The organism is uncultured Methanobrevibacter sp. (assembly GCF_937898925.1).
Lineage (GTDB): Archaea > Methanobacteriota > Methanobacteria > Methanobacteriales > Methanobacteriaceae > Methanobrevibacter.
The window spans coordinates 1-24195 of record NZ_CALDKF010000001.1 but is presented as its reverse complement, the minus strand read 5'-3'; the positions used below and the strand labels follow the sequence as shown (position 1 = coordinate 24195).

At 28.5% G+C, this 24195-nt stretch carries 16 protein-coding genes and 1 CRISPR repeat array; of the genes, 8 read left to right on the top strand and 8 right to left on the bottom strand.

What is annotated here, in order from left to right:
• The first annotated feature begins 197 nt into the window (after positions 1-197).
• Entirely contained in the window at positions 198-1388 is a 1191-nt protein-coding gene (locus tag Q0409_RS00080; protein WP_298533723.1) for an ATP-binding protein, read from the top strand.
• Between the two features lie 101 nt (positions 1389-1489).
• Entirely contained in the window at positions 1490-2143 is a 654-nt protein-coding gene (locus Q0409_RS00075) for a hypothetical protein (protein WP_298533720.1), read from the top strand.
• A 102-nt stretch (positions 2144-2245) separates the two neighbouring features.
• Here the strand turns inward: Q0409_RS00075 and mtrA are convergent, their stop codons facing one another.
• Together mtrA and Q0409_RS00065 are read right to left on the bottom strand one after the other, a co-directional pair.
• Complete coding sequence (gene mtrA, locus Q0409_RS00070) at positions 2246-2836, bottom strand: tetrahydromethanopterin S-methyltransferase subunit A (protein WP_298533718.1); 591 nt, start codon at positions 2834-2836, stop codon at positions 2246-2248.
• A gap of 2340 nt (positions 2837-5176) precedes the next feature.
• Positions 5177-7876 carry a hypothetical protein gene (locus Q0409_RS00065; RefSeq protein ID WP_298533716.1) on the bottom strand — a complete coding sequence of 900 codons (2700 nt, stop codon included), beginning with the start codon at positions 7874-7876 and terminating at the stop codon, positions 5177-5179.
• Between the two features lie 1006 nt (positions 7877-8882).
• Here Q0409_RS00065 and Q0409_RS00060 point away from each other — a divergent pair.
• Positions 8883-10775, top strand: a complete 1893-nt coding sequence (locus tag Q0409_RS00060; protein WP_298533714.1) for a hypothetical protein — start codon at positions 8883-8885, stop codon at positions 10773-10775.
• Complete coding sequence (locus Q0409_RS00055; protein ID WP_298533712.1) at positions 10776-13055, top strand: PAS domain-containing protein; 2280 nt, start codon at positions 10776-10778, stop codon at positions 13053-13055. It begins immediately after the preceding gene.
• A 119-nt stretch (positions 13056-13174) separates the two neighbouring features.
• Here Q0409_RS00055 and Q0409_RS00050 read toward each other — a convergent pair whose 3' ends face one another.
• Positions 13175-13855: a hypothetical protein gene (locus Q0409_RS00050; protein ID WP_298533709.1), complete on the bottom strand. Its 681-nt coding sequence runs from the start codon at positions 13853-13855 to the stop codon at positions 13175-13177.
• Positions 13856-14054: 199 nt separating this feature from the next.
• Positions 14055-14414 carry a hypothetical protein gene (locus tag Q0409_RS00045; RefSeq protein WP_298533707.1) on the bottom strand — a complete coding sequence of 120 codons (360 nt, stop codon included), beginning with the start codon at positions 14412-14414 and terminating at the stop codon, positions 14055-14057.
• 811 nt (positions 14415-15225) lie between these two features.
• Between Q0409_RS00045 and Q0409_RS00040 the strand changes: the two genes are divergently transcribed.
• Both Q0409_RS00040 and Q0409_RS00035 read left to right on the top strand, forming a co-directional pair.
• Positions 15226-15399, top strand: a complete 174-nt coding sequence (locus Q0409_RS00040) for a hypothetical protein (RefSeq protein ID WP_298533705.1) — start codon at positions 15226-15228, stop codon at positions 15397-15399.
• Between the two features lie 11 nt (positions 15400-15410).
• Positions 15411-15641 carry a hypothetical protein gene (locus Q0409_RS00035; protein WP_298533703.1) on the top strand — a complete coding sequence of 77 codons (231 nt, stop codon included), beginning with the start codon at positions 15411-15413 and terminating at the stop codon, positions 15639-15641.
• 220 nt (positions 15642-15861) lie between these two features.
• Here Q0409_RS00035 and Q0409_RS00030 read toward each other — a convergent pair whose 3' ends face one another.
• The 4 genes from Q0409_RS00030 to Q0409_RS00015 form a co-directional block, all read right to left on the bottom strand.
• Positions 15862-16299: a hypothetical protein gene (locus Q0409_RS00030; RefSeq protein ID WP_298533702.1), complete on the bottom strand. Its 438-nt coding sequence runs from the start codon at positions 16297-16299 to the stop codon at positions 15862-15864.
• A 115-nt stretch (positions 16300-16414) separates the two neighbouring features.
• Positions 16415-16720: a hypothetical protein gene (locus Q0409_RS00025; protein WP_298533700.1), complete on the bottom strand. Its 306-nt coding sequence runs from the start codon at positions 16718-16720 to the stop codon at positions 16415-16417.
• Positions 16721-17062: 342 nt separating this feature from the next.
• Positions 17063-17740, bottom strand: coding sequence for a hypothetical protein (locus Q0409_RS00020; RefSeq protein ID WP_298533698.1), 678 nt, complete (start codon positions 17738-17740; stop codon positions 17063-17065).
• A gap of 574 nt (positions 17741-18314) precedes the next feature.
• On the bottom strand, positions 18315-19718 hold the full coding sequence (locus Q0409_RS00015; RefSeq protein ID WP_298533696.1) for a gamma-glutamylcyclotransferase: 1404 nt from the start codon (positions 19716-19718) through the stop codon (positions 18315-18317).
• Positions 19719-19909: 191 nt separating this feature from the next.
• On the opposite strand from Q0409_RS00015, the gene Q0409_RS00010 reads away from it, so the two are divergent.
• Together Q0409_RS00010 and Q0409_RS00005 are read left to right on the top strand one after the other, a co-directional pair.
• Positions 19910-20896 carry a hypothetical protein gene (locus Q0409_RS00010; protein WP_298533694.1) on the top strand — a complete coding sequence of 329 codons (987 nt, stop codon included), beginning with the start codon at positions 19910-19912 and terminating at the stop codon, positions 20894-20896.
• Between the two features lie 244 nt (positions 20897-21140).
• On the top strand, positions 21141-22994 hold the full coding sequence (locus tag Q0409_RS00005; RefSeq protein ID WP_298533692.1) for a hypothetical protein: 1854 nt from the start codon (positions 21141-21143) through the stop codon (positions 22992-22994).
• Positions 22995-23193: 199 nt separating this feature from the next.
• Positions 23194-24182: direct repeats of the CRISPR family, unit length 37 nt; unit sequence GTCGCAATCCTTATTTTAGTGGATTTTCCCTTGCAAT.
• Positions 24183-24195: the final 13 nt, after the last annotated feature.

Sequence of the window (24195 nt, the reverse complement as noted above, 5' to 3'; positions counted from 1 at the left end):
GATACTTTTTGTATTGTATTTTTTTTACATTATGTAATGTGTTTTAGATACTTTTTGTATTGTATTTTTTTTACATTATGTAATGTGTTTTAGATACTTTTTGTATTGTATTTTTTTTACATTATGTAATGTGTTTTAGATACTTTTAAATATTTATAAAAATAAAATATATTTAATCAATAAAAAGAGGTTTTATAATGGATGCAATACCATGGGGATTAAATGCAGACTTAACTGATGATCAATTCTTCAATAGAGAAAGGGATATAATTTTTTTAACTAAACTCCTGGATTCAACAAAGGATGAAATTCCTCCTGCATTATTATTGACTGGAATCAGAGGTGTTGGAAAGACAGCTCTTTTAAATAAACTTAAGAATGACTTGAAAAAAGATTATTTAATCATTTATCTGGATTTATCCTCTTCAAACAATTATCAAGAAGATAAATTAAGTCGCATGGCATTCATGCAATTATTCTATAAGAGAATTATAGAGTCCTCAAAGGAATATGGATTAAAAACCATAGATAAACAAATAGAAAGTTGGTTTAAGACTCATAATATCTCTTTAAAAAACATATTCAATATAGATGGAGTTCCAGTACCTATTGTTGGCTTTGAGGAAGATTATACTAAATTAGCTGATTTTGTAATGAATTTGCCTAGAAAAATCTATGAAAAATATTCTGATGAAATGGATGGAATCTTGATTTTCATTGATGAATTTCAGTTAATAAAAGATTTGGATGATGAAACAAATGGTTTCTTATGGTATTTAAGAAGCTTTATCCAAACAGAAAAAAACGTTTCCTATACTTTCACTGGAAGCATGAGCATGGAAGATAGTCTTTTAGGAGAGATAAATGGTGCAAAAGGAGCATTTGGTGGCAGAATGCTTACATATCAAATAGAACCATTTTCATATGAAACCACCAAAAGATACTTGATTGAAAGAGCAAGCCATTTGGAATTCAGTGATGATGGATTTGAAAGATTCTATAAATGCACTAGAGGCATTCCATTCTATATAAATACATTTGTAAGATTTTTAATGCCCGGTGAAATATTGGATAAGGAAAAGGTTTCTCTAGAATTTGCTAATGTTTTGCCATTTTTAGCAATCAATCTAATAAATGATTGGAAGAACTTAAGCAAGCAAGAGCAGAAGATCATCACCACACTATTGGATGGGCCATTAAGAAGGGTGGATATTGCCAGGACTTTAAATGTTACTAGCGGAGGGATTGGAGCTTCCTTGAATAATCTTTTGAATAAAGGGTTAATAGTATATGAGGAATCTCGTTATGCCGTTTCCGATAGGATTTTAAGTGCATGGCTAAAGAATGAGTATGGTAGAAGAGGAGTATATCCGTATAGGGATTTTTAAAAATTATGTTTCAGTTTCAAAAAATATTATTTTTGCTTTTATGGGAAATTTAATATGATTATCTCATTATTATGGGTCTTTGATTTCCAAAAGATTCATATTTGATTCACGATAAGGATTGTCCTTCAATTAAACACAAGGAATGTGTAAGCAAAAGCAAGGGACCTCTTGTAAGTAGTGATTTCATGATGTATTCCTTTGACGATATTTGTAGGGATACTGAAACTATAGATATTTGTAACCTGCCATCTACAGTAGACGGTTTGTATTTGGATAAAAAGAGAAAAGTTCTATATTTCATAGAGTACAAGGGAGTGAAAATAGATAGGAATAGCAAAAGAGGAGAGCTTCAGGATATCTTGTATAATATGAATAAGGATTCAGAATGTTATGATAAGTATTATGAAAGATTGCAATGGGTTTATAATAGTTATGGTGATGAACTTGCTTTTAAGTTAAGGTTGAAGCCATTTGAAACCCTTGACTTGGCATTGCCTAATGTCTATAAGGATTATTGCAATAAAAATAGCATTTCTGATGAGGATAAGTTGGATTTAAGTGAGTTCCTGTCTAGCATTAAGAAGGTTTATATTGTTGTAGCTATTTCAGATAAGAGAAATCCAACTGCAGATAGAGCTGGTTCATATAGGTTTATCTTAAGAAAGCCATTTGATAGATTGAGAGAGCTTGGATTATTTGATATGGTTGAGATAATGGATCATAATGAGTTTAAGTTCTTTTTAGAGAAAATTTAGTTTAAGTTTACATTTGCTGTTTTAAAAAAAGATAAAAAAAGATAAAATATTATTAAATAAACATTTTTTAAAAAAGAAAAAATAAAAATAAAAATAAAAGCATTATTCTGCTTCTATTTTTATTTTATATTTTGGTATTGAGGTGATTTTGTTTGTCTCCTTAATTTTCAAATCAATTTTTTTCTCATCAATCTTGAAAATTATAGGTTCTTCTTCCAATGCACCAGGGTCTTTTTCTATTAGTTCTTTTACGCCAGTTGAAATTGCTGAACTGTCTTCATTATCTATCAAATCAATTATTTCAACCTGGTTTTGGAATCTTTCTATGGCATCCATTGGTAAATTCTCCACATAGGGGATTGCACCAGTAGCGCCAATAATTCTCTTTTTCTCTTCATCACAGCCATTTTCATAAAGTGCCTGTATGCTTTGACCCGTAATATGTCCCTGCACTTCAGCACCACACAACATCAGGAACCTGATGTTTGGGTTTGAAATTATATTAGCCACTACTTTTTCAATTCCTAGATTTTCAGTTTTGCAAGGACCTGCAATAGCAGCTCCTGCTGCTGATGGGATTTCTTCGATATGGGAAGCTAATGTTGCCACTGCTACAGGACTTTCAGGATCTCCTACGATATAATCTCCAGTAATCACTGGCCAATTTTCTGATGTAGGCTTTTTTTCTACCATATTGTTTCCCTCCATTCAATGATTTTCATGAATATGACTTTTCCCTTAAATTTTGGTTTGTTGAAAACCAAGAAATGGATGAAATTTTGAACATTTTTGATTGAGAGCTTTCCTATATTATATCTGTAGGTTTTCAACAAAACCAAAAACTATGCCTGCTAATACACAGAGAGGAGTTCCTGATAAAAAATATCTATTAGTATCATATAAGTATTTTTATTGAACATTTTTTATTTTTTTATTTATATTTAATAAAATAATTGAACAATAATCAATTATGTTTATTTTTATTAAAAAATATATTTATCAATGACATCATGCAATTTATTTGAAAATAATATTGAACAATATTCTTTTTTTTCATGATTTTTTTTTAAATTGGTAAATGCTCATAGGATTTGTTTAGAATTTTTTTTCAATTTTTAATGTCCTATTTTAGGTAAAAATCATAATATTTTAAATATTTTAAGATTCTTTTGAAAAAATTATCATTTTTTTATATTTTTCCTAAACATTGTTTAGGTTAAATTTTTATTTTTTTCAATGAAACTTTTTTAAATTAATCTGTTCTAAAAATAATTATTATTTTTTATTTTGTTTATTTTTTTTATTAATTATTATTATAAATTTGAATATTATTCAATAATAATGTTTATATTTGTTAATTTTAACATTTACAATTAGAATTGTACTAAAAAATTTTATTCAGATAAGATTTTTGTTGGTATGATTCGTCTGTAAATAATAAATAAAGGTTTAAAACTAGTTAAATCTTGAAAAATAGTGATATTTTTCTTCAAACGATTTCTCCGTTAGTTGCTTCGAGATTTAAGAAAATTCATTTCTTTCATTTCGAAGCAGTTAACTGATAGTAGTTGAAATTTAAATTTAGATAAAAGTTCTTAACTCATCTCATAAGGAATCCTAAATAAAGATCTGAATTTAATTTTAATTATTATTGAATATGTAATATCATTTATTTGTTGAATATATTTTCATCGCCGTTAGCTATTAAATTTTAAATGATAAAGGTTTTAAACTATATTTGTTAGAATGGATAAACTAATTGGGAAATAACTCCGTTATTTGGGAAATTGACTTAATATCTAAAAACTTATTTAATTGTTATTGGAAGTTTTTAAGATAAAATCTCAATTGGACAATAGAAGATTCATTGGATTAAAAAAAACTTTTGATAATGTTAAATTGTTTCAGCATATTAATTGGGCATCATTATATCTCTTGGTAATGATTTGGGATAGTTTTATTCATTAGAATTAGTTTATTGATTATTTTTTGGTTTTTTTTTAATAATTTTAAATAAGTTTTTTATGTTATGGCTTATTCATTGATTATTTTTTTATGAATATCATATTTAGGTATGATTTATTCATTAGAATTACTTTTTTATAGATAGTTTATTTTTAAAAATAGGTGTCTTTTTTAGATCTAAATTAGTTTTTTATGGGGTAGTTTATTTTTTTAAAAATGAGTGTCTTTTTTAGATTTAAATTAGTTTTTTATGGGGTAATTTATTATTAAAAAGAGTTTTTTTTTAGTTTAAAATAGTGGAATGATTGGAGTAGGGAGGATCATTCCACTAATTTAAGCTTAAACTAAAGAGATTTGATTTGTGTGATTAAATATGAGTGTGTTTTAATGGTTTTCTCTTTAGTTTATTTTTTGAAAGAAAATATTTATTGTTTACTAATTTACGGTGTGAAATGAAAAGAGAAATATTATTTTTTAGATATACTAAATTTAGAAATGCTTGAATTAGACCAAATAAGTTTAAACGGGATAATATTTCTCTTTTCTGAGTTACAAGAAAAAACTGTTTCCGACTCGGATATTTTTCCAATAACTAGAATTGAGACTTTTGGGGAAAATATGAAAAATCCTAAAGTATCAATTCTTGATAAGAATAGTATAATTTTTAATATAAATATTTATCTGATAAACAATTTTATAAAATTTTATTATTTATTGTAAAAAAATTGAATAATATTCAGTTATATTAGATTCATTTAATATATTGAAAATCAAAAAAATTCACATTATAAATCAAGAAAAAATTATGTATTTTTATTTATTTTTCATTTAAAATATTGAATATTGTTTAATATTTATTATAAATCATATTAATTTTTATTTTTAAATCTGATTATTTTAAAAAATTAATGGCATTATAATCCATATTATTTTTTTTTTATTTATTTTTAATGGTTATTATTTAAAAAAAAGTTATTTATGTGATTTTGGTTTTTCAGCATCCACATATTTTTCATGAAAGCTTTCAAACCATATTCACATAAATTTTAAATTAAATTTTATTTTCTATTATTTTCTATTTCTTATAGGAATCAATATCAATGACATTAAACAGATCAATAAAACTAAAATTGGATTTCCTGTTTTTAAGCTGACATTTCTGTCTATTTTAGGAATCTTTTTAGTAGTCTTATTGCTATCAGGTTCATTTGGTACAATTACTTTAGTGGTATTAGTACTGTTAACTGTGTCATTGGTTATGTTATGACCTGCTATAGCAGTATTATTCTTGACTCCTGCAGTAATAGCTCTAAATAGAATATCTAGACTTATGGATTCTCCAGGTTGCAATATTCCCTTATATGTCCAAGTGTCTATTCCATCAAATGTCCATTCATTATTTTTATCGATATAGGATAAATAAACCAATCCATTGGAATATTCATTGTCCTTTATGTAGACTCCAGTTAAGTTACAGTCACCTGTATTTGTTAAAATGATTGTAAACCTTACTGTTTCTCCTATTTTAACTATTTTATTGTTGGAAATTTTTTGGATTGTCATGTTTGGATTGAAAACAATAGTCTTATTGCTGCTGTTGGATATATTTATGTTATTGTATCCAGAGCTTACATTGTTAACTAATGTTCCATTTTTAGTAGTGTTAAAAATTAGAATCAGACTTCTTGATTCATTTGGATTCAATTGTTCGTTCAATATGTACTTATTGTTCTCTTTTGTCCAATTTCCATTTTCTATTCTCCAACCAATAAAATCTAATCCGCTGCTATAATCTTCATCGATTATATATGGATAATTAATAATGTCATATCCATTGTTTGTTAGAGTTATGCGGAATTCCACTGGGCTACCAATCAATACTTGAGGGTTTAATGTTTCCTTTTCTACAGTTTGATTAATCTCTTCATATGTTAGATTAAATACTATGGCATTCTGATAACTATTTGGTGCTAAGAAATATTTAAAATTAAATGTAACGATTGTTCCATTATCTAGAATTTTGCTGGCATTATGAGTAGGAATCCTAAAGCCTGCCTCATATAAATCTATTACATGACGGATTGAAGGGTATATGTTTCCATAATTGGTATAATTTCCATCTGTAAATGCCCAAACGAATTGAAACATATCATAAGGTTCGAAAACGCTTTGATTGAAGTAATATTCATAGATTAATATTTTAACATATTCAAATACATTTTCACCTGTTCTTGAATTTCTTACAGCAGTCATGTCATTTATTACATAGCCTCTGCGTGGAGGGAATGCATCGGATTCAGAACAGAATCCAGGTTCGCCTGTAGAGAACACAATTTCACCTGCATAATTTGCATTAATGGTTTCTGATATGTTTAATAATATGTATTCGTTACTTTGATTGCCTAAATTACTGTTGGATATTGCAAATACATTGGTACCATTATTGGCATAATTATTAGCATAATTATTAGCATAATTATTATTGTAAGAACTTATGTTTGCAGCTAATATTGCTCCACCATAAGCTTCAGCAGAGTTATTAGTGAAATTAGAGTTCATGACAGTAATATTGTTGCTTAGTATAGCACCTGCATATGAAAAAGCGTAATTATCAGTGAAAAGGGAATTATTAACAAGACTATTTGCCCCTTCAACATTAAGGGCTCCACCACCATAATTTACAGAATTATTAATAAATTTTGAGTTATTAATATCTGTATTGTTACTTGAATGGATCGCTCCTCCAAATTTTGCATTATTATCTATAAAACTGCAATTATTAATTGCAGTGTTAGAAGATTTTAATGCGCCGCCTATTTTTCCTCCTGTATTGTTAGTAAAGACAGAATTTTTAGCATCAATGTTTCTTGCACTTATAGCTCCTCCATAAATTCCTTCATTGAATTCAAAGAAACTATTTCTAACAGTTACATTAGGTGCATAAATAGCCCCACCACCATCTGAATATTCAGAATATCCAGTATTATTTCTAAAGGTGGAATCATAAACAGTTACTTCTTTTAAACCATATATTGCTCCACCAGATTTAGCTTCTGAATTTTCAAATGTAGAATTATATACAAAAACATTTTTCCTTGAATATATTGATCCTCCATATAAATTAGCAGCATTTGAGGATAATACTTTATTTAGGTTAAAATAGGAGTTGTTAACTATTATGTCTTCATATGTGTATATTGCACCACCACTGCTGTTGGAAGTAAAATTAATGAATGATGTGTTATTTAACGTAACTTCCCCTTTTGATAAAATTGATGAACCTTCTTTACTGTTTCCATTATAAAAATTCAAATCATTAATGCTTAATGAAACATTTGAAATGACATTGAAAATGCGTGCGCTATTATCTGCATCAATGGTATGGTTATTACCATTAATTATTAAACTTCTATTAATGGTTATTCCATTTATAAAGTCTGAATCGGTATCAGGATTGAAAAAATAATCAACATCAAGATTTATGATTCCTTCATTATTGGAATTAATTAAAGTATTTAAGTCCTTGAAAGAAGATTTTTCGTTGGAATCTTTAAGAGTATCTTCATTCTTGGAATTAAATGTCATACCATCGTCATTATTTTGATAATTTGTAGCATCATCTTCAACTTGTGAATCCTCTAATATAATATTCTTATTGTCCATTTCATCAAAATCAGTAAAATTTTCATTAATTTCCAATGCAGATACAGAAGAAATAGTTAAAAATAATGAAAAGATCAATAAGATAACAATTATCTCTTTTTTCATATTTAAAACTCCAATAATGGATGAGATAAATATTAACTTATTATGATGTAAATAGGTATATTAAGAATTAAGTGTATATATCTTTCATCTTTAATTGAATATAAGTTAATATAAATCAAATCCATTTTTCCTATAGGATGACTATAGCTTGCTATAAATCATATCCATAGGTCATTCTCATTCTTTAAAAAATAAAGGGAGAATATAATTCTATTAGCTCTCCGTCTTCTATCTAACGTAACGGGGTTATATTAAAAAGTGGCTAACCAATAGACTTAAGAAACTATAAATTTATCTTTTAAAAATATTGATGTATTTTTAGGGATACAGGGAATTTTAAAATATAAATTATAGTTTATTGGTAAATAATTATTTACCAATCTAAGTTATATTTTTTTTATTTATAAAGATAATTATTGAACAAAATAATAATTTATATTTATTTTTTGCAAATATTTTAAACAATTGAATAATTTTTATAGTTATTTATATTTTTTGCCATTATTTTTTTTAGGAAAAATTGGCATGGAAAATTAGCTAAACAATGTTTAATTATATTTAAATAATTTAATCAAAATCATAATATTTTTAAAAATTATTAAATGGTAGATTAATAAATCATTTTTAAAGAATTTGGATGGAAAGTAGGTTCAAACAATCAATGATCTTTTTAAAAAAAGCATATTCTCGGCGCATATTAAAAATGGCTTGGGTTTGATTCATTTAAATAAATTTAAAGCTTATTTGAATATTCAAACGCAAATAAATAAGTATTTATACCTTGAAGATTAATTATATATACTGACATTAAGATATTTCTTATCTTAATCTAAAAGATTAAATAGGTATATTATTTTTTTAAGGATTGATTGTGTTAATATTTGTATCTTCCATTAAAATCAAAATCTGATTAGGTGGATAGCTAGTCATCTTAAAAAAACATTTTAATAATTGAATGGCTTTAAATTATCAGATTCTATTTAAATCGAAACATACAGGTGATAAAATGTTAACTACAATTATAGAGGACATGGAAGGAAATCTAATCACTAAGCAAAGATACATTAAAGATTACCCTTTTAATAATTTCTCATTTAAAAAGAAAAGGAGAAAAATAGTATTCAATCCATCTTTCTTTGATGAATTGGACTTTTCATTAGGAGTCTTATCTCCAGATATGAGCCGCAACGATTTTTTAGTCTGTTTTTTAAACAAGCATCTCCGGGATTACTTTAACATTGATCTGGATGAAGTCAAGGGAGCTTACCTATTCGACTCACTGGATTTTCTAAAGGACTTGAACATAAGGGACTTGCTCTTTGATTCATACAATAACGATTATGATTTGGAATTCAAGGTTTTGCGCTATGTAGAGGACATACTCATATCCTCAAATGTATATAAGTTTTTCAGGTTTAAGAATATGCTTTATTTTAAAATAAGCAATTCAAATGATTTGGATATATTGAACAAGTCCAACAAGGAAACAATAGAAAATTCAAACTTAAGCGTGGGAATCATACAGGCCAACAAATGGGTTTATGGAAACCGAACATTCTGCAAGATAAACAATGTCAAGTTATCTGATATCGGTGAGTTGGAAATTTTCAATAAAAATATAATCTCTAGGGAATTTGCAAGCATTGAAGAACTTAAGTATATACTTGATGATATTCTAAACCGTAAGCAGTTTTTCTTTCAGGATAATATAGAATTGAATTATAACGGTGAGATAAGGCATATCAAAGAGTTCATCTATCCCACTTCATTCAACAATCAGCCTGCCATCGAAGTGATTTTCATAGACCAGACAAGGGAAGTGAAGCTGAGAAAAGCCTTTGCTGACTTAAACAGGAAAAAGGAGATCATTTTGAAATTGGGAAAATTAGCGGTATGTCAAGTGAAGGATGGGAAGGTCTTTTGGTCTAATGAGATCTATTCGATTTTTGAAATTCCTCCAAGCCAAGTGGACCTTTCAAGAGAGATAAATACAATTGAAGAGTTTTTTGACATCATAAAGGATTACATCATTAAAACTGACTTGATTCACCTATATGATGAAATAAATGAGCAAAAAGAGGATTTTCTTAAATTCAATTTAAATTTCAGGATCAAGACAAAAAAGGGAAACATCAAATTCATAAATTGCGAATTCATATTATATGGGGAAGATCCGTTAACACTTACAGGATTTGCACAGGATATAAGTTATGAGGAATCATTAAAAAATGAGTTAAATTATCAATTAACGGAATATAGAAAATTATATAAACAATTGCAGCAGTCTAGAATGGATTTGGAACAGGAACTGGAAAGAGAGTCTTTAATTCTTGAATATATCTATAATAAGCTGAATAAAAATTTAAATATTTTCATTTATCTCTTGAATTTTTATTTGGATTCCAATAGGGAAATATCTGATGACCGTTATAGGATATTTCAAAGGAGAATTGAAATACTTTGCAGAGATAACATCATTTCCCAAAAGCTAGAATATTATGAGCATTTAAGCTTAGAGGACTTTATAGGAATATTCCTGAACAATTATTTCTCCAAACTTTTTGAGGAAAGCATAATAAACGTCAATATAGATAAGGATATTCTATTCAGCAGGGATGAGATTGACTTGTTATACCTGATTCTATGTGAGTATTTCTTGAATATTCTCAAATTGGATGAAGTGGATATTGAAAGGTTCGACATTTGTGGAGCCATAGAGGGCAATCTAATAAAAATATCAATAAGGGCATTCAATAATGAAAAGTTAAATCTTGATTATTCAGACCTTCTAGGATTTTTGAAGAGCCTTAAAGAAACAAGATTACATGACCTTTTTATAGTAAACGACGAATCAGTCACAGAAGCGAATATAGTGTTTGAAATGGATGGGGGAATTTAAATGAGAATTGTTCTACAGGATATGGAAAGCAATATCATTAAAGAGATAAGCGATATAAGCAAATATGAAATTTTTACACATTCCCCTAAGGTCAAATCAGTGGAATATGATGAAAACTTCAAGATCTTTGATAAGCTGAATCAGGACCTGATAGTATTAAGGTATTGTAAAAACAGCCAGGATTTCATTGTTGAATATATTTCACAGAACCACATTGACTTGATTAATTCAATCTATGTTGATGAATATGAGTTTGTCTTGGATTACAGCAATATCATAGGAAGATACTTTTCAAAGCTGTTCCCTTTTTTAAGAGAGAATAAATTGCTTAAGATTTTCAATGATGTTGCCATAAATAAGGAACCCTATGAGTTTAGGGAAGTCAAGTATATAGATGATATCCTAATATCAATCTATAGGCATAAGCTATTCTTTTTAGAGGATAAGCTTTTTCATTTATCCTATTTTGAAGAGGACCTGGACTTGCTGTACTTTGCTGGAGAGGAATTTTTCAATAATTCCGAAAGGCCATACATTCTGATTGAAGGGAATGAAATACTTAAGGTCAATGAAAAGTTTTTAGATTATTTCAGCATAGGGGAAAGTGAAATACTTGGTTTATATGATTTTGCGAATCTCAATTTAATAGACATCAATCATGATGAGTTGGACATGATATTGAATAATCTTCTCAATAGGAAATCCTTCTTTGAAACATTCGAATTTTCCATTATCGATTCTAAGGACAAAAGGAGATGGCTTCGAGCATTCGCATCTCCTTCAAGCCATAATTATAATCCTGCCGTCAAGATTTTCTTTAAGGAAATAACAGATGAAAAGGAATATGAATTGGAGGCTTACTTATTAAGGGATACCTTGAATCTAGTCCAATATGAAAATGACATTGCAGGATTCTATAAGAAGAAATCTAAGCAAAAAAACTATCTGAAGGATTCTGAAGAACGCTATGATGAGGAATTCCTTGAAGAGAGCATCATGAACAATGATATTAAGAATATGGAAAAGGAACAAGTCCTAAAGGATGATATCTATGATGATTTGAAAAAGGGAAGCGTTGATTCCTTTGACATATTCAGTCAATTGGACAAGTCTACAGTATTCTCCAAAGGAATATATAATATTCTTGACTTAAGTTCAGGAGATTTTAATCATATAATCAGTTTTGCTGATTTCGATGAGGAATCCGATGCTGTTTTAGCTATTGGTGGGGATTCTGATGATTCTGAAAATGTTTTAGCTATTGGTGAGGATTCTGATGATTCTGAGGATGTTTTCTCGATCAGGGCAGAGGATTATGAGGATGACTCCATTGAAAGAGAGGATTTAAGCAGGATTAATGATTATGTTCTTGAAGATTCTGATAATTTAAGTGAAATTGAATTTAGCAAATACATATCTGATTCAGATAAGGAGAATTTCAAATCGGAGCTAAACAATTTTTCTAAAAATTATGATACAATCAACACTAATTTCAGAATCATCACTGAAAAGAATAGGGAAAAGTACATAAACTTCATTATTGAAGGGGAATTCAATGAAAATGGTGAAAATCTAGATTATATAGGATTTTTAAAGGACAATACCAACAGAATCCTTATTGAAAATAAGTTAAAGGAGAATCTGACTAAGATGGACCTTCTTTTAAACGAGATAACAGACATCAATCAAAAATTGGAAAAAACTAAAAAATCTGAAGAAAAGCTATTGAATGACTCCCATGTTCTAATAAAGGATCTTTTTTATATTTTTATAAATATAATGGATTATAGCTTGAATTCAGGATTGGATAAAACAAGCATTCTGGAAAATTTCCAAAGGAGAATTAATGTTTTGCTCTTGATTCATCGCTATATTGGAAAGGATTTTGACTTATTGAATATAAGCCTTAAGGTTTATATCAATGAGGTCTTGGATTACTTATCCAAGGATGAAAATTTAAAGCTGAATTATAAGTTGAATTTGGAAGATATTCATATCAATATAGGTTCCTTAACCTTTTTGGGAATTATTCTTTATGAATTTGTATACAACATTTTCGCTGATGATGAGATTCTTATCAGCTTAAAGAAGAAAAATGGGTCAGCTTCCTTAACAATTAAAAAAGAGAATGAGTCTGAAAGCAAGGGAGGATTCAATGTTAATCTTGTGGAAGAGATACTGGATTCCTTGGATTTCAAATTGTTCAAATCTGAAAATGGGGATTGCTATAGCATTTCCATTCCAATTGTAAATGAATATATTGTTAGCTTTAACAATTAATATATTCATTTTTTTTAATGTTCTTATCATTTTTATAGCTTTGAAAAATTAATATATTCATTTATTTTTTTTAAATTTTCTTATCATTTTTATTTAATAGTCAATAAAAATGACATTTATTAATCTATATTAATCTTATCTTCGATTTTCAACTCTCCACCGCAAATAGGGCATATCTCATCTTCAGTAATGTATGAGATCTCATTTTGGCAATTGGGGCAAATGTCCCTTTTGAATCTCTCATCATTCAAAGTATAGAAATAGCTTCCATATATGATGCTGATGATTGTAATGCTGTTTATGTATGTGCCAATGAAATATTCCAGATAGAGGATTATCTTATTAAGCTTTGACTTCAGATTCTCAAACTTTCCATTGGAATCAATCAATTCCTCAAGCAATTCCCTAAAGTATTTTTCATTTTCCAGAATAAAGTCATAAACCTCAATTTCCATCCTATTCTCAATGATTTTATTCAATTCAACTGCCTTTTCATATTTTTCTCGGATAAACTCGTATTGTCTATTTAGGCTATCCTTCAGTGTTTTAATTGATGAACAAGCACCATATCTTGATTCAAATGGATTGATTTCATAAATTATTACCTTTTTATTGCAGTTTCCACAATAGGTTTCTATTATATTGCCCACTAAAGGTGAAGATTCACTTTCTTCAATTGCCATCAAAACCCTATTTTCTATATTGATTTCATTGGTTTTTGGATCTAAATAAAAAAATTGGTCATAGTTGACGAATGTTGAATCACATTTCTTGCATTTATATTTAGTGTAATGAGTCATAAAATCACCGCCTGTTAGATATTAGTTTGAAAATGGTTATGGTGCCTTAAGATGTCATTGAAGAAATTTCTATAACCATGAAATAAAATTAAGATGAATTAAATCATTGGATGAATATTCTTTCTTTAAATCCTAAAATAAAATAAAGAAATCAATTAAAAATTAAAAAAAAATTAAATTAAAAGATTTTATAGCTAATCTATGGAATGTATGCAAAACCTATTAGGAAATAGATTACCCACATTATTACTGAAAGAAGTATAATGTATATTCCATGTTCCCTATATGAAGGTGGCTTCTTAATGATGGCCAATATGATTCCATATATAAAACCAATCAATGGAATGAGCAGTGCAAATATATACCCTATGATTATTATGATCTTATTTCCATTGCTTGTCTTTTCCGCTTTTGTCTCTATATTATCACTTTTGAAAAATGTTTCATCATCCAATTTTGTTTCATCATTATTTATGCTTTCAGCATTAATGGTTTCCTCTTGATTTTCTTTGTTTTCACTGCTTTCGATTTTCTCTTCTATTTTTTCGTCATTGCTCATTTTTCTCACATCTTTTCTTCTAATTAAAAAATTTCATTTCTTAATTAATTAATTGTAGGATATCTAATCTTATAAAAGTTATTTTTGAACATTTTTTAAATTATTAATATTTAAAGTAAAATTTTTAAACAAAATTAATAATATTGATATTTCTATTGAATTTAATTATTTGAAAATAATGTAAAATTAGAAACTTATATTTTTTATGAACGTTATTTTAAAATTGGATTGCTTTCTTGGACATTGTTTATTTTGCTTGAATTAATCTGTTTTTTTACATTAAAACATTTAGGCTCACAATCTGATAATATGGTGTTGAAGTGGAATCAGATATGTTCATGAAAGTTTTGTTCTTATATGTTTGGGCATGATAAGCAATTGCATTCTTTCATTTTTAGGTTTTTGAATTATACATTTTGCATATTTTTAGCTATTTGAATCCCTGAATTGCCAATCCATTAAACCCTCTTTTTTATTTTATGTCCAACAAACAATTTAAATGCAATAAAAACTAGTTTTTTTAGCTTTTTGTTCAGATATCAATTAAGTTTTCAATAAATTTTTAAACAAACTGCCTTTGCTTATCTTTATTAATAAATAAATTATATTATTTCTATGAATTAAATATTTTATAAAGGTTTATGGGATGCGGCTTTAGGTCATATGGTTTGTATTTCCTGGTGTTTTAGGGGTGCAGCTTTAGGTCATATGGTTTTATTTCCTAGTGTTTTAGGGGTGCGATTTCATGTTTTATGGTTGCTATTTCATAAGGGTTTATAGATTTGGATTCATATATCTTGAGGTGTTTTTTATGAAAAGGATATGGATATTAACTATTGGAATTGCAATACTCATAATAGTGAGCGCTTATATGATTTTTCCTACAACTGATACCAATTTATATTGTCATGGGGTAACAAGATCTTCAGACAATAGTTATATAATGGTTTCATTATATTACATGAAACAGAGAATGGAACTCTAGTATATAGGAATTTGCCTGATAAGCATATATTGGCTAATCTGACAAACAGCTATGGCAAATCTTCCATTTATCGTCTCACTACTGATTCAGGAGGCAAAGCATTGATAAGCGATTTGAAAAAAGATAAGTATGATTTGACTGCATCCTTTGCAGGAGACAACTTCTACAAGTCTTCCCAATGGAATGGCACCATTGACTTGAGAAACAAGATCTATGTCTATAATGGGTCTTTCTATATTTGATGGCATTGCCAATTTTTAAGCCAATTTCTTTATAATGAACATATCATTCTTAAAGTAACGATAATTCAATAAGGAAGTCATTTTTTTAATCGCATTATCAATAAGGCTTGCTTATTTATTTTTTTATTTTCTTTTTTTTAAAATCGTATTATCAATAAGGCTTGCTTATTTATTTTTTTATTTTCTTTTTTATCTATTTTTTAAAGAAAACTCTGAACTATCATGAATTTAAGTCAAAGTATTCAGGCCTATAGCTGGAGCTTGAGTTTTTCAAATCAACATCCCCCTCCCATCTGGAGGGTTTGTAATTGTATTTTCCCTCAAACAGCACTGAAACATGATAGTTCATTTTTTCAAGGGAATTTATTTGGGCATGACCCTTTGCATTTGTTGTCATTCTATAGGATTTTGTCCTGTTTTCATCATCGGTTATATTGATGGAAAGTGGCATATCATTTAGTGGAATATACCTGAAGCTATCTGAAGTTAGTTTAGAGCTATCTTTATGAAGCAGATAGACTCTCATATATTCCCCTTTGGAGCTTGTGCCATGTCCATAGCAAGCTATTTCAGTTTCCAAATTTGTTGTCGGATAAAGATATGATACAGTCAATATGACTGCTACAATTAATATCATTACGATTGATTTCTTTAACATATTTAACAGCTTTTAATTTTTTATTCCCTAAACGGTTTTTTTAGCATATCTTTTCATTTAATGTATTTTCTTAAATGATATGATGGTATATCTTTTCGTTTAATGTATTGTTTTCTTAAATGATATGGTAGTATAACATTTCAATTAAGGCAATTATAAAACACAGGATTATTGAAATAATTATGATATATGGAGCATGCTTTCGGTATATTTGGGGTTCATTCTTAAGCATCAGCAATATGATTCCATAGACCAATCCCACTACTGGGAGTATTATTGAGAATATGTATCCTATTGCAACTATGATCTTATTCGTCAATGTTAGTTCATCTTCCTCAGGTTCTGCTGCTCCAACAGCATCTTTTTTCTCTTTCTCGTGGATAAGTTCTGTGTCAAAATTGTCTTCTTTCATTTCTCTCACATCAAATCTTTGTTAATTAATAATTCTTTCTAGGGGTGGTAGAATATAATTTCTTTAAGTCTTATAAATATGAGTTTTGAACAATATTTAAAATCCTTATAATTTTTAGTAAACTTTTGAACAAAAATAGAAATTGTGATTATTTTTATAGATATTGCGATTCATTAAAAATAGAAAGGTCTTAATATATGAAATTAGCTGAAAATTATTTAGTCTTTTCATATTTTCATAAAACAAAGTTTAGTCTGGAATGATGTTTGTTAGGGAATTGATTGCCTTTAATATATAATGGATGCACTGATTGATTTAGCAAGTCTCCATTGTCTTTAAGGGTTCAAATCCTTAATCAATGTAAATTACCTTGTCTATAAATAGTTTGTTGCCGCATAATGGGCATATCTCATCCTCATCGATAAAGCTAATTCCCTTTAGGCAATTTGGGCATGAATTCAATCTTGTTTTGCGCTCATTGAAGTTTATGTAGAAATCTTCATCTTTGATGCTTATCACACATTCCGTTTTCTTGAAGGTGTTGATTCGGTGTTTCAGGTATTCAAGCATGATATGGTTCTTGTCTTCCAAAAGCTCATAGTCAGTAGTGAAATTATTGATCAGGTCCTTGAAATACCTTTCGTTTTCCAATAGAAAGTAGTATATTTCCAAAACTGATCTCCTTTTTTTGATAATCTCATGCAGCTTCAATGATCTGCCGTATTTCTCTTCTATGAATTTGCGCTTATCAATCAAGCTGCTTTTCAGTATCTTTATTGCATCTTGGCAGTTGTATAGACAGTTCTTCATGTCAATTTCAAAAACCTGGATGTTCCTATTGCAGTTTGTGCAGAATGTCTCCTTGATGATTCCCGTAAGGGCTGAGGATTTGCTTTCTTCCATTGCTAAAGTGGCACTGCTTGCCACTTTAACTTCATTTTTCGAGTTCAGATAAAAAAACAGATTCAAGCTTATCAGTTTGGAATTGCACTTTTCGCATCTATATATGATATGGTGTGTCATTTGCATCACAAACCCTATTTTAAGTTTTGCTTTTTGCCATGTCATGTTTTCCTATCCCTTTTTAAATATTTAAAACTGATTTTTGAATCATTTTTAATATTTTTTATTTTTCTTGATTAAAAATTAAACAAAAATAAGAAAATAGGGTGTTTTTTTTAAGTTAATTAAGTTTATAAAATAAAAATTCACTGAGCCATTTAATTGATGAATGTTTTTTAAAATTCCTGATTATTTTTAGACAAAATTAGACTTTTTTAATAGGATGATTTTAATGAAATTTTTTTATTGTAAAAAGTTTGTTATTAAAGTTTTTTGGTTTTTTGTCTTAATATCTATTGGAATATATTTAACTCTCTATTCATTAGTGTATGCCATCTTAAGTATACTTTTGTTTTGTATCTTTTTTGCATTATGTAATGTGTTTTTGATACTTTTTGTTTTGTATCTTTTTTGCATTATGTAATGCTATTTAGATACTTTTAATATCTATAAAAAAGAAGTGTTTACATAATTTAAAAAAACTAATCTTATTTTTAGGTAAAAAAATAAAAAAGAGTAAATAGTTGTTAAAGGAATAGATTTATCCCCTAATGCAACTATCAAGGTAATTGTCAATGTCATTTTCAGACATTGCTGGCCAGTTTTCCCTGATTCCTCTTTTAAGAGTGTTCAAGTATTCCTCGCAAGGTTCGTTGTATGGGCGTAATTCGTCATTGCTTATTGTAAGCATTTCAAATCCGCCCATTTCTCCAAGTGATATGATATCCTCATACCAATTGCCGTATCCTGGGCTGCGACCGCCATTTTCTTCAGCAGCTACATGCTCAAATTGCTCTCTGGTGATAAGATATGCAACTCCTAAAGCATGGCCATCTTTGGTTATGTCCAAGAAGGACACTCCACATCCCTCCCATGAAGTGGAATAATTTCCAAAATACATGTCGTATGGGATGTATATGGCTCTTTTTTCAAGAGGTCTTGTAGGATCTTCGCAAGGGTCTCTATATGAGGAACTGCCTTCAAAGCATCCTCCTTCGATGTAGCAAAGGAATCTTTCTTCTAGCATGTTGCTTCCATAGGATACATACCAGATGTATTCCTTCCATGAATCTATTTTATCAAGTCCTGCAGTGTCTTGAGCGTATTCATAGATGTAAGCCAAGTCATTGCCTGTTGTAATTTCGCATTTGCGAATGTAAAGGCTTCCTTCTCCTTCAAGCATGTCTATTGAAGGCATGTCCTCATTTGGAACTTCGTAAAGTTCTCCAATGATTCTTGCATTTCCAGGTATAATTGCAGGATACCATCCTCCTACATTATACATGTCATATCCTTCAATGGCAGCTTTGCCTAAGCAGGTGCTCTCTTCAAGGTAATGATGATTGGATTCTCCAGTCATGAGTGTTCCGTAAACAAACACTTTCCTTGTATTGAAGTATTTGTTTATTTCAAGGATTTCTTCCTTGTAATCTTCTCCCCATGGTCCTTTGAAGTCCTCTTCTCTTTCAAGAGCTTCAAATTCCTTGATGATATTGAGTATCATTTCAGTGAATTTGGAGTTGAGTTCAGGATAAAGATCAATGAATTCTCGAAGCCCACCTTTTTTAAAGATGTTTAATGCTTCCATTTGGCCTTCAAGTCCATATAATCCGTGACCTCTGAGATTTCTCATGGTGCAGCATTCTAATCCTCGGATTAGAGGAGTTTCTATCTTTTGTCTTAATTGAGAATCTCCTGTTAAGTATGCTTTCATGAGAATGGATGAGCAGATGTATGTTGGCTCATGGCAGAAGTCAACCCTTGCATCAGAAGGTATTCTGTAGGTGGAGAATAGCTTGAAGCTACCATCCTTGTCCTGGAAATCCAATATGATGTTTAGATTTTCGAAATCTCCTTCTTCAAGGATGTTCCTGAGGGCTGATTTCATTTCGTAAAGTTTTTCAATGTTTGGTTCGTTTAATCTAGTTAATTTTAAAGTGGTCATGTTATCATCTCCGTGTATTTTTTATAAAAAAGCTTTGGTGTAATTGTTAAAGCTTGTTACAAGAAATGGTGTTACTCTTGTAACATTTATTATATCTTTTTCATAGTATATATACTTTTCGGTTTTGAGCAATTAGTGATATAGAAATATTGATAAAAACATAAAAATAATTAATTAATAGAGGGATAAAAATGCCAAGTTCAAATCCAAATAGGGGAAGGAGAAGAGGTAACACAAATCAGAGTAGAACTAACAATTCTAATGGTAGAAGAAACGGTGATAATGATTATATTCCAGTCAATCCTCCAAAGCAAGGAAATATAGCATTGCCTTTTTTCGCTTATGGTATATTTAAACCAGGACAATTAGCATATTCACGAATAAGTGAATTTGTACAAAACAAATATCCTGATAGTATACCTTATGAAATGAGTTACAGGGATGGAGTTCCATTAATTTTACCTGATGAAGATACAAATTTTTTTACTCAAGGTTATTTAATTTATTTTAAAGAAGGTCAGGAAAGAGAAGCTTATGATATTATTAGCGAAACAGAGCCCATAAACTTATATGAGTGGAAAAAAATTAAGGTAGGCAATAATGAAGCAAATGTTTTAATGGGTAAAAATGTTGAAAAAGGTTGTTCCCCACAAAATAAAATGGAATATAATCCTAATTATGAAGGACAAAATGATCCTTTTTTTAAAGAAGCAATTAAGTTAATTGAAAGAAATCTAAATAAGATTAAAGTAAAAGAAAAAGACAAAAATTATTGTCCTAATGTAAATGATTTTTTCACACTTGAAATGAATTATATGTTATTATGGTCTGCAATAGAAAGATATTCAAGTTTAAAATATAAATTTCAAGGAAAAGGTGAAAATAATAAGGATTTTGTTAAGGAAGACTCATTTCAAAAGGCTTTTAAAAAATATGTGCATAGAACAGATACAGTTCATAATGCTGAAAAACTTTATCCTAAAACATTGAATTCCCCTAATAATAGAAATCATATACTTTGTTATATTAATTCTATACAATACTATTATACTGTAAGGTCTAATGTTGTTCATAGAGGAAAAATGATAAATATGGAAGATTATAACAGGCTAAGATTATCTTTGGAGGAATTGTTACTAATTTTTACAGATGTTTTAAAAGATACTTTTGAGGAATAGAATAAAATATTAATTTAATTTATTTTTTACTATTTTTTATAATTTTCTTATTATAATTTTCATGATTTGCTTTATTTCGCAGATTCAGATTATTTAAATCTTTTAGCATTTTTATTTTTAAAGTTCATTATCCTTTAAAACTTTAAAATTTCTATTATTAAAATAATAAAAATCTTTATAAAAAATCATTACCAATTTTTAATTATAATAATTACTTTTTAAAAACTTAAGGTTTGGGTTTTATATGTATGATGAGCAAGTTCAGAAAAAATATGAATTAAAAAAAGAAGGTTTAAAATTAGAAAAGAAAAGTCTAGATCTTGCTGTTGACTTTTATAAGAAGTTAATATTAAATAGCCTATTTTTAAATGATTATTACCAGTTCAAAAGGTTGTCAGTTCTATATCATAAGGAAAAGGATTATGAATCCGAAAGGGACATAATAAGATACTTCTTAAAAAGCGGAATTTACTGCAATAAAATTCAATTTCTCTCTTTCAAATACAAATTGAGAAAATTGGCAAAGCATGGATACATAACATATGAAGAGATTCAGGATTTAACTTTAAACTTTAAGGAAAACAGTTTAAATAACAAAGAAGCATCTGAAATTCCTGTTGTCACTGCTCAGCGAATTAAAAAAGTTGGAGGAAACATTAAAGTTGTATCTGATGAATATGTCTTTTACAATTATAAGAAACCTTTTTTAAGAACTGTTGTAAACAAGCTATATGATGAAATGATGTATCAGGAAGCTTATGACTTATATAATTTGATGATTTATAACTTCAATCACACTGACCACAAATTTTATATGAAATTATGTGGAATTTACAGGAGAACTGAAAATTATAAACATGAATTATTAGTTATTAAAGAGTATTTTGAAGATCCTAAAGTTAAAAGGAATAAAAGCAGTGAAAAATGGTTTGCAAAACGTTTGGAAAGTTCAAAGGAATTGATTGGTGATGATTCAACATTCGATTCAATCATGAATTATGATTATGTTAAGGCGGAGCATCTATTCTCAGATTATCCTTTAAAGGATTTGAAAGTGAATTTGGACAATAATTTCACTTTAAAGGAATTTGATGATTATTTCAACTTTAAATTGGAATCCAGTGATGATATCTTTAAGGTGGTTGATTATAAAAAAGCTAAATCTAAAAAGAAAAGCAATAAAAACATTAAATCGGAGAATAAATCCAAATCTAGTTACAAATCAGATTACAAACGTGTTTCTGTTGTAAAGAGATTAGGAGTTAAGAAGGAATTCTCTTTTGTAACCACAATATTTGAAGATGAATTGGGAAGTTTTGATGAACCTCCTAAATTTTATGAATATGATAGTAGCCTATCAAATTCACAGAATATGAATCGCAAACTCTATTTAATGGATTATGGCGCTAATTTATTTAAGGAAAAAAGATATGATGATTGCATAAACTTTAACGAATCATTAATGGAGAACAGCTATTTTGAGAATGATTGGTATCCATATAAGCAATTATGCAATGTATATAAGAAAACAGAAGATTATGAAGCAATTTTAAAAACTGTTAATCAATTATTAATGAGTGGTATTTATCTTAATGATTTCCAGTATCTTTGGTTTACAGATAGAATCAGGATCATAAAGGAGCACTTTGAAATTGATGAAAGCAAAGTGCAAGAATGCTTGGATTATTATGATAATAATGGAGCTAAGAATAACGACAGAATGAATAAGCCTATTGCACTTGCTGACAGGATTAAAAAAGGAAACAAGATATGGGTTTTATCTGAAGAGGCTTTTGATGTTTATCAAAGGATTTATAAGATTGAATATGTTGGAAAAATCTTAGAAAAGCAAGAGGAATATGAAAGTGCTTTGGATTATTATAGAAAACAGATTAATGGAGATTTTCCTATTGTTAAATTTTATAAGAGAATTTGTTATATTCTAGAAAAAATGGATGATTATGAATCTGAATTGGAACATATTAGATTTTATTATAAGAATCCTCCTAAAGATGCTTCTCAAATGAGTAATCAATGGTTTGAAAAACGATTGGCTAAAGTTAATAAAAAATTAGGGACTAATTATATGTTTGATTAATTTTAGTGGATTTTTATCGGATGAATATATTTTTAGTATATTAGCTGTAAAATTTAACTTCTTTTTAGAGAGGATGATCTATTCCTCTTTATATTTATGCTTTTTTTAATTATTTTTAATTCATTATTTTTTTTTAATTTTTAATATTTGATTGATCTATTATTTATTTAATTTTAGAATTTTTTTTTATTTATGAGTGTTTTTAATCCTTATTTTAGTGGATTTTCCCTTGCAATGATGCCTTATAATCTCTCCTAGTTGGTACAATAGGGGTCGCAATCCTTATTTTAGTAGATTTTCCCTTGCAATTCAAAATAAACTACCTTGACCACAGATGCAACAGTAAGTCGCAATCCTTATTTTAGTGGATTTTCCCTTGCAATTAAGTTTAAGAAAAGGGTTACAAAATCTGATTTGATGTCGCAATCCTTATTTTAGTGGATTTTCCCTTGCAATTTTAGAAGAGTACAAGCAAAAAGCGTTCTCTTATTATGTCGCAATCCTTATTTTAGTGGATTTTCCCTTGCAATTTCCTAAACCCAAAGTTACAATTACTTGTAAACCAGTCGCAATCCTTATTTTAGTGGATTTTCCCTTGCAATGGCAAACCAATCACAAAACCAATGGAAGTGGCAATTAAGTCGCAATCCTTATTTTAGTGGATTTTCCCTTGCAATTATGGTATGGACGGTTATACTAGAGAAAAATTTAATGTCGCAATCCTTATTTTAGTGGATTTTCCCTTGCAATAATAAAAGGTAAAATTGGACTTACTCTTAATTTGATGTCGCAATCCTTATTTTAGTGGATTTTCCCTTGCAATGGAACACACAAGAAAAAAACATGCTCTGCTACTATGTCGCAATCCTTATTTTAGTGGATTTTCCCTTGCAATAATCACAGTCACTCTTGGTGGATACGGCAAGAATCCGTCGCAATCCTTATTTTAGTAGATTTTCCCTTGCAATAGGCAACAAACAGCTATTTATATAAAAATTAGAAATGGTCGCAATCCTTATTTTAGTGGATTTTCCCTTGCAATATGATTTATCAAAAGTTAAGGATTTTATCGCAACATTGTCGCAATCCTTATTTTAGTGGATTTTCCCTTGCAATCTTGAGAAGGAACACATTGACTACAAAAAAGGTGAGTCGTAATCCTTATTTTAGTGGATTTTCCCTTGCAATAACTCGCTAAACT

Coding starts and splice junctions, on each gene's coding strand:
- Q0409_RS00080 (WP_298533723.1), top strand. CDS start 198: ATGGATGCAATACCATGGGGATTAAATGCAGACTTAACTGATGATCAA.
- mtrA (WP_298533718.1), bottom strand. CDS start 2,836: ATGGTAGAAAAAAAGCCTACATCAGAAAATTGGCCAGTGATTACTGGA.
- Q0409_RS00065 (WP_298533716.1), bottom strand. CDS start 7,876: ATGAAAAAAGAGATAATTGTTATCTTATTGATCTTTTCATTATTTTTA.
- Q0409_RS00060 (WP_298533714.1), top strand. CDS start 8,883: ATGTTAACTACAATTATAGAGGACATGGAAGGAAATCTAATCACTAAG.
- Q0409_RS00055 (WP_298533712.1), top strand. CDS start 10,776: ATGAGAATTGTTCTACAGGATATGGAAAGCAATATCATTAAAGAGATA.
- Q0409_RS00050 (WP_298533709.1), bottom strand. CDS start 13,855: ATGACTCATTACACTAAATATAAATGCAAGAAATGTGATTCAACATTC.
- Q0409_RS00045 (WP_298533707.1), bottom strand. CDS start 14,414: ATGAGCAATGACGAAAAAATAGAAGAGAAAATCGAAAGCAGTGAAAAC.
- Q0409_RS00040 (WP_298533705.1), top strand. CDS start 15,226: ATGAAAAGGATATGGATATTAACTATTGGAATTGCAATACTCATAATA.
- Q0409_RS00030 (WP_298533702.1), bottom strand. CDS start 16,299: ATGTTAAAGAAATCAATCGTAATGATATTAATTGTAGCAGTCATATTG.
- Q0409_RS00020 (WP_298533698.1), bottom strand. CDS start 17,740: ATGCAAATGACACACCATATCATATATAGATGCGAAAAGTGCAATTCC.
- Q0409_RS00015 (WP_298533696.1), bottom strand. CDS start 19,718: ATGACCACTTTAAAATTAACTAGATTAAACGAACCAAACATTGAAAAA.
- Q0409_RS00010 (WP_298533694.1), top strand. CDS start 19,910: ATGCCAAGTTCAAATCCAAATAGGGGAAGGAGAAGAGGTAACACAAAT.
- Q0409_RS00005 (WP_298533692.1), top strand. CDS start 21,141: ATGTATGATGAGCAAGTTCAGAAAAAATATGAATTAAAAAAAGAAGGT.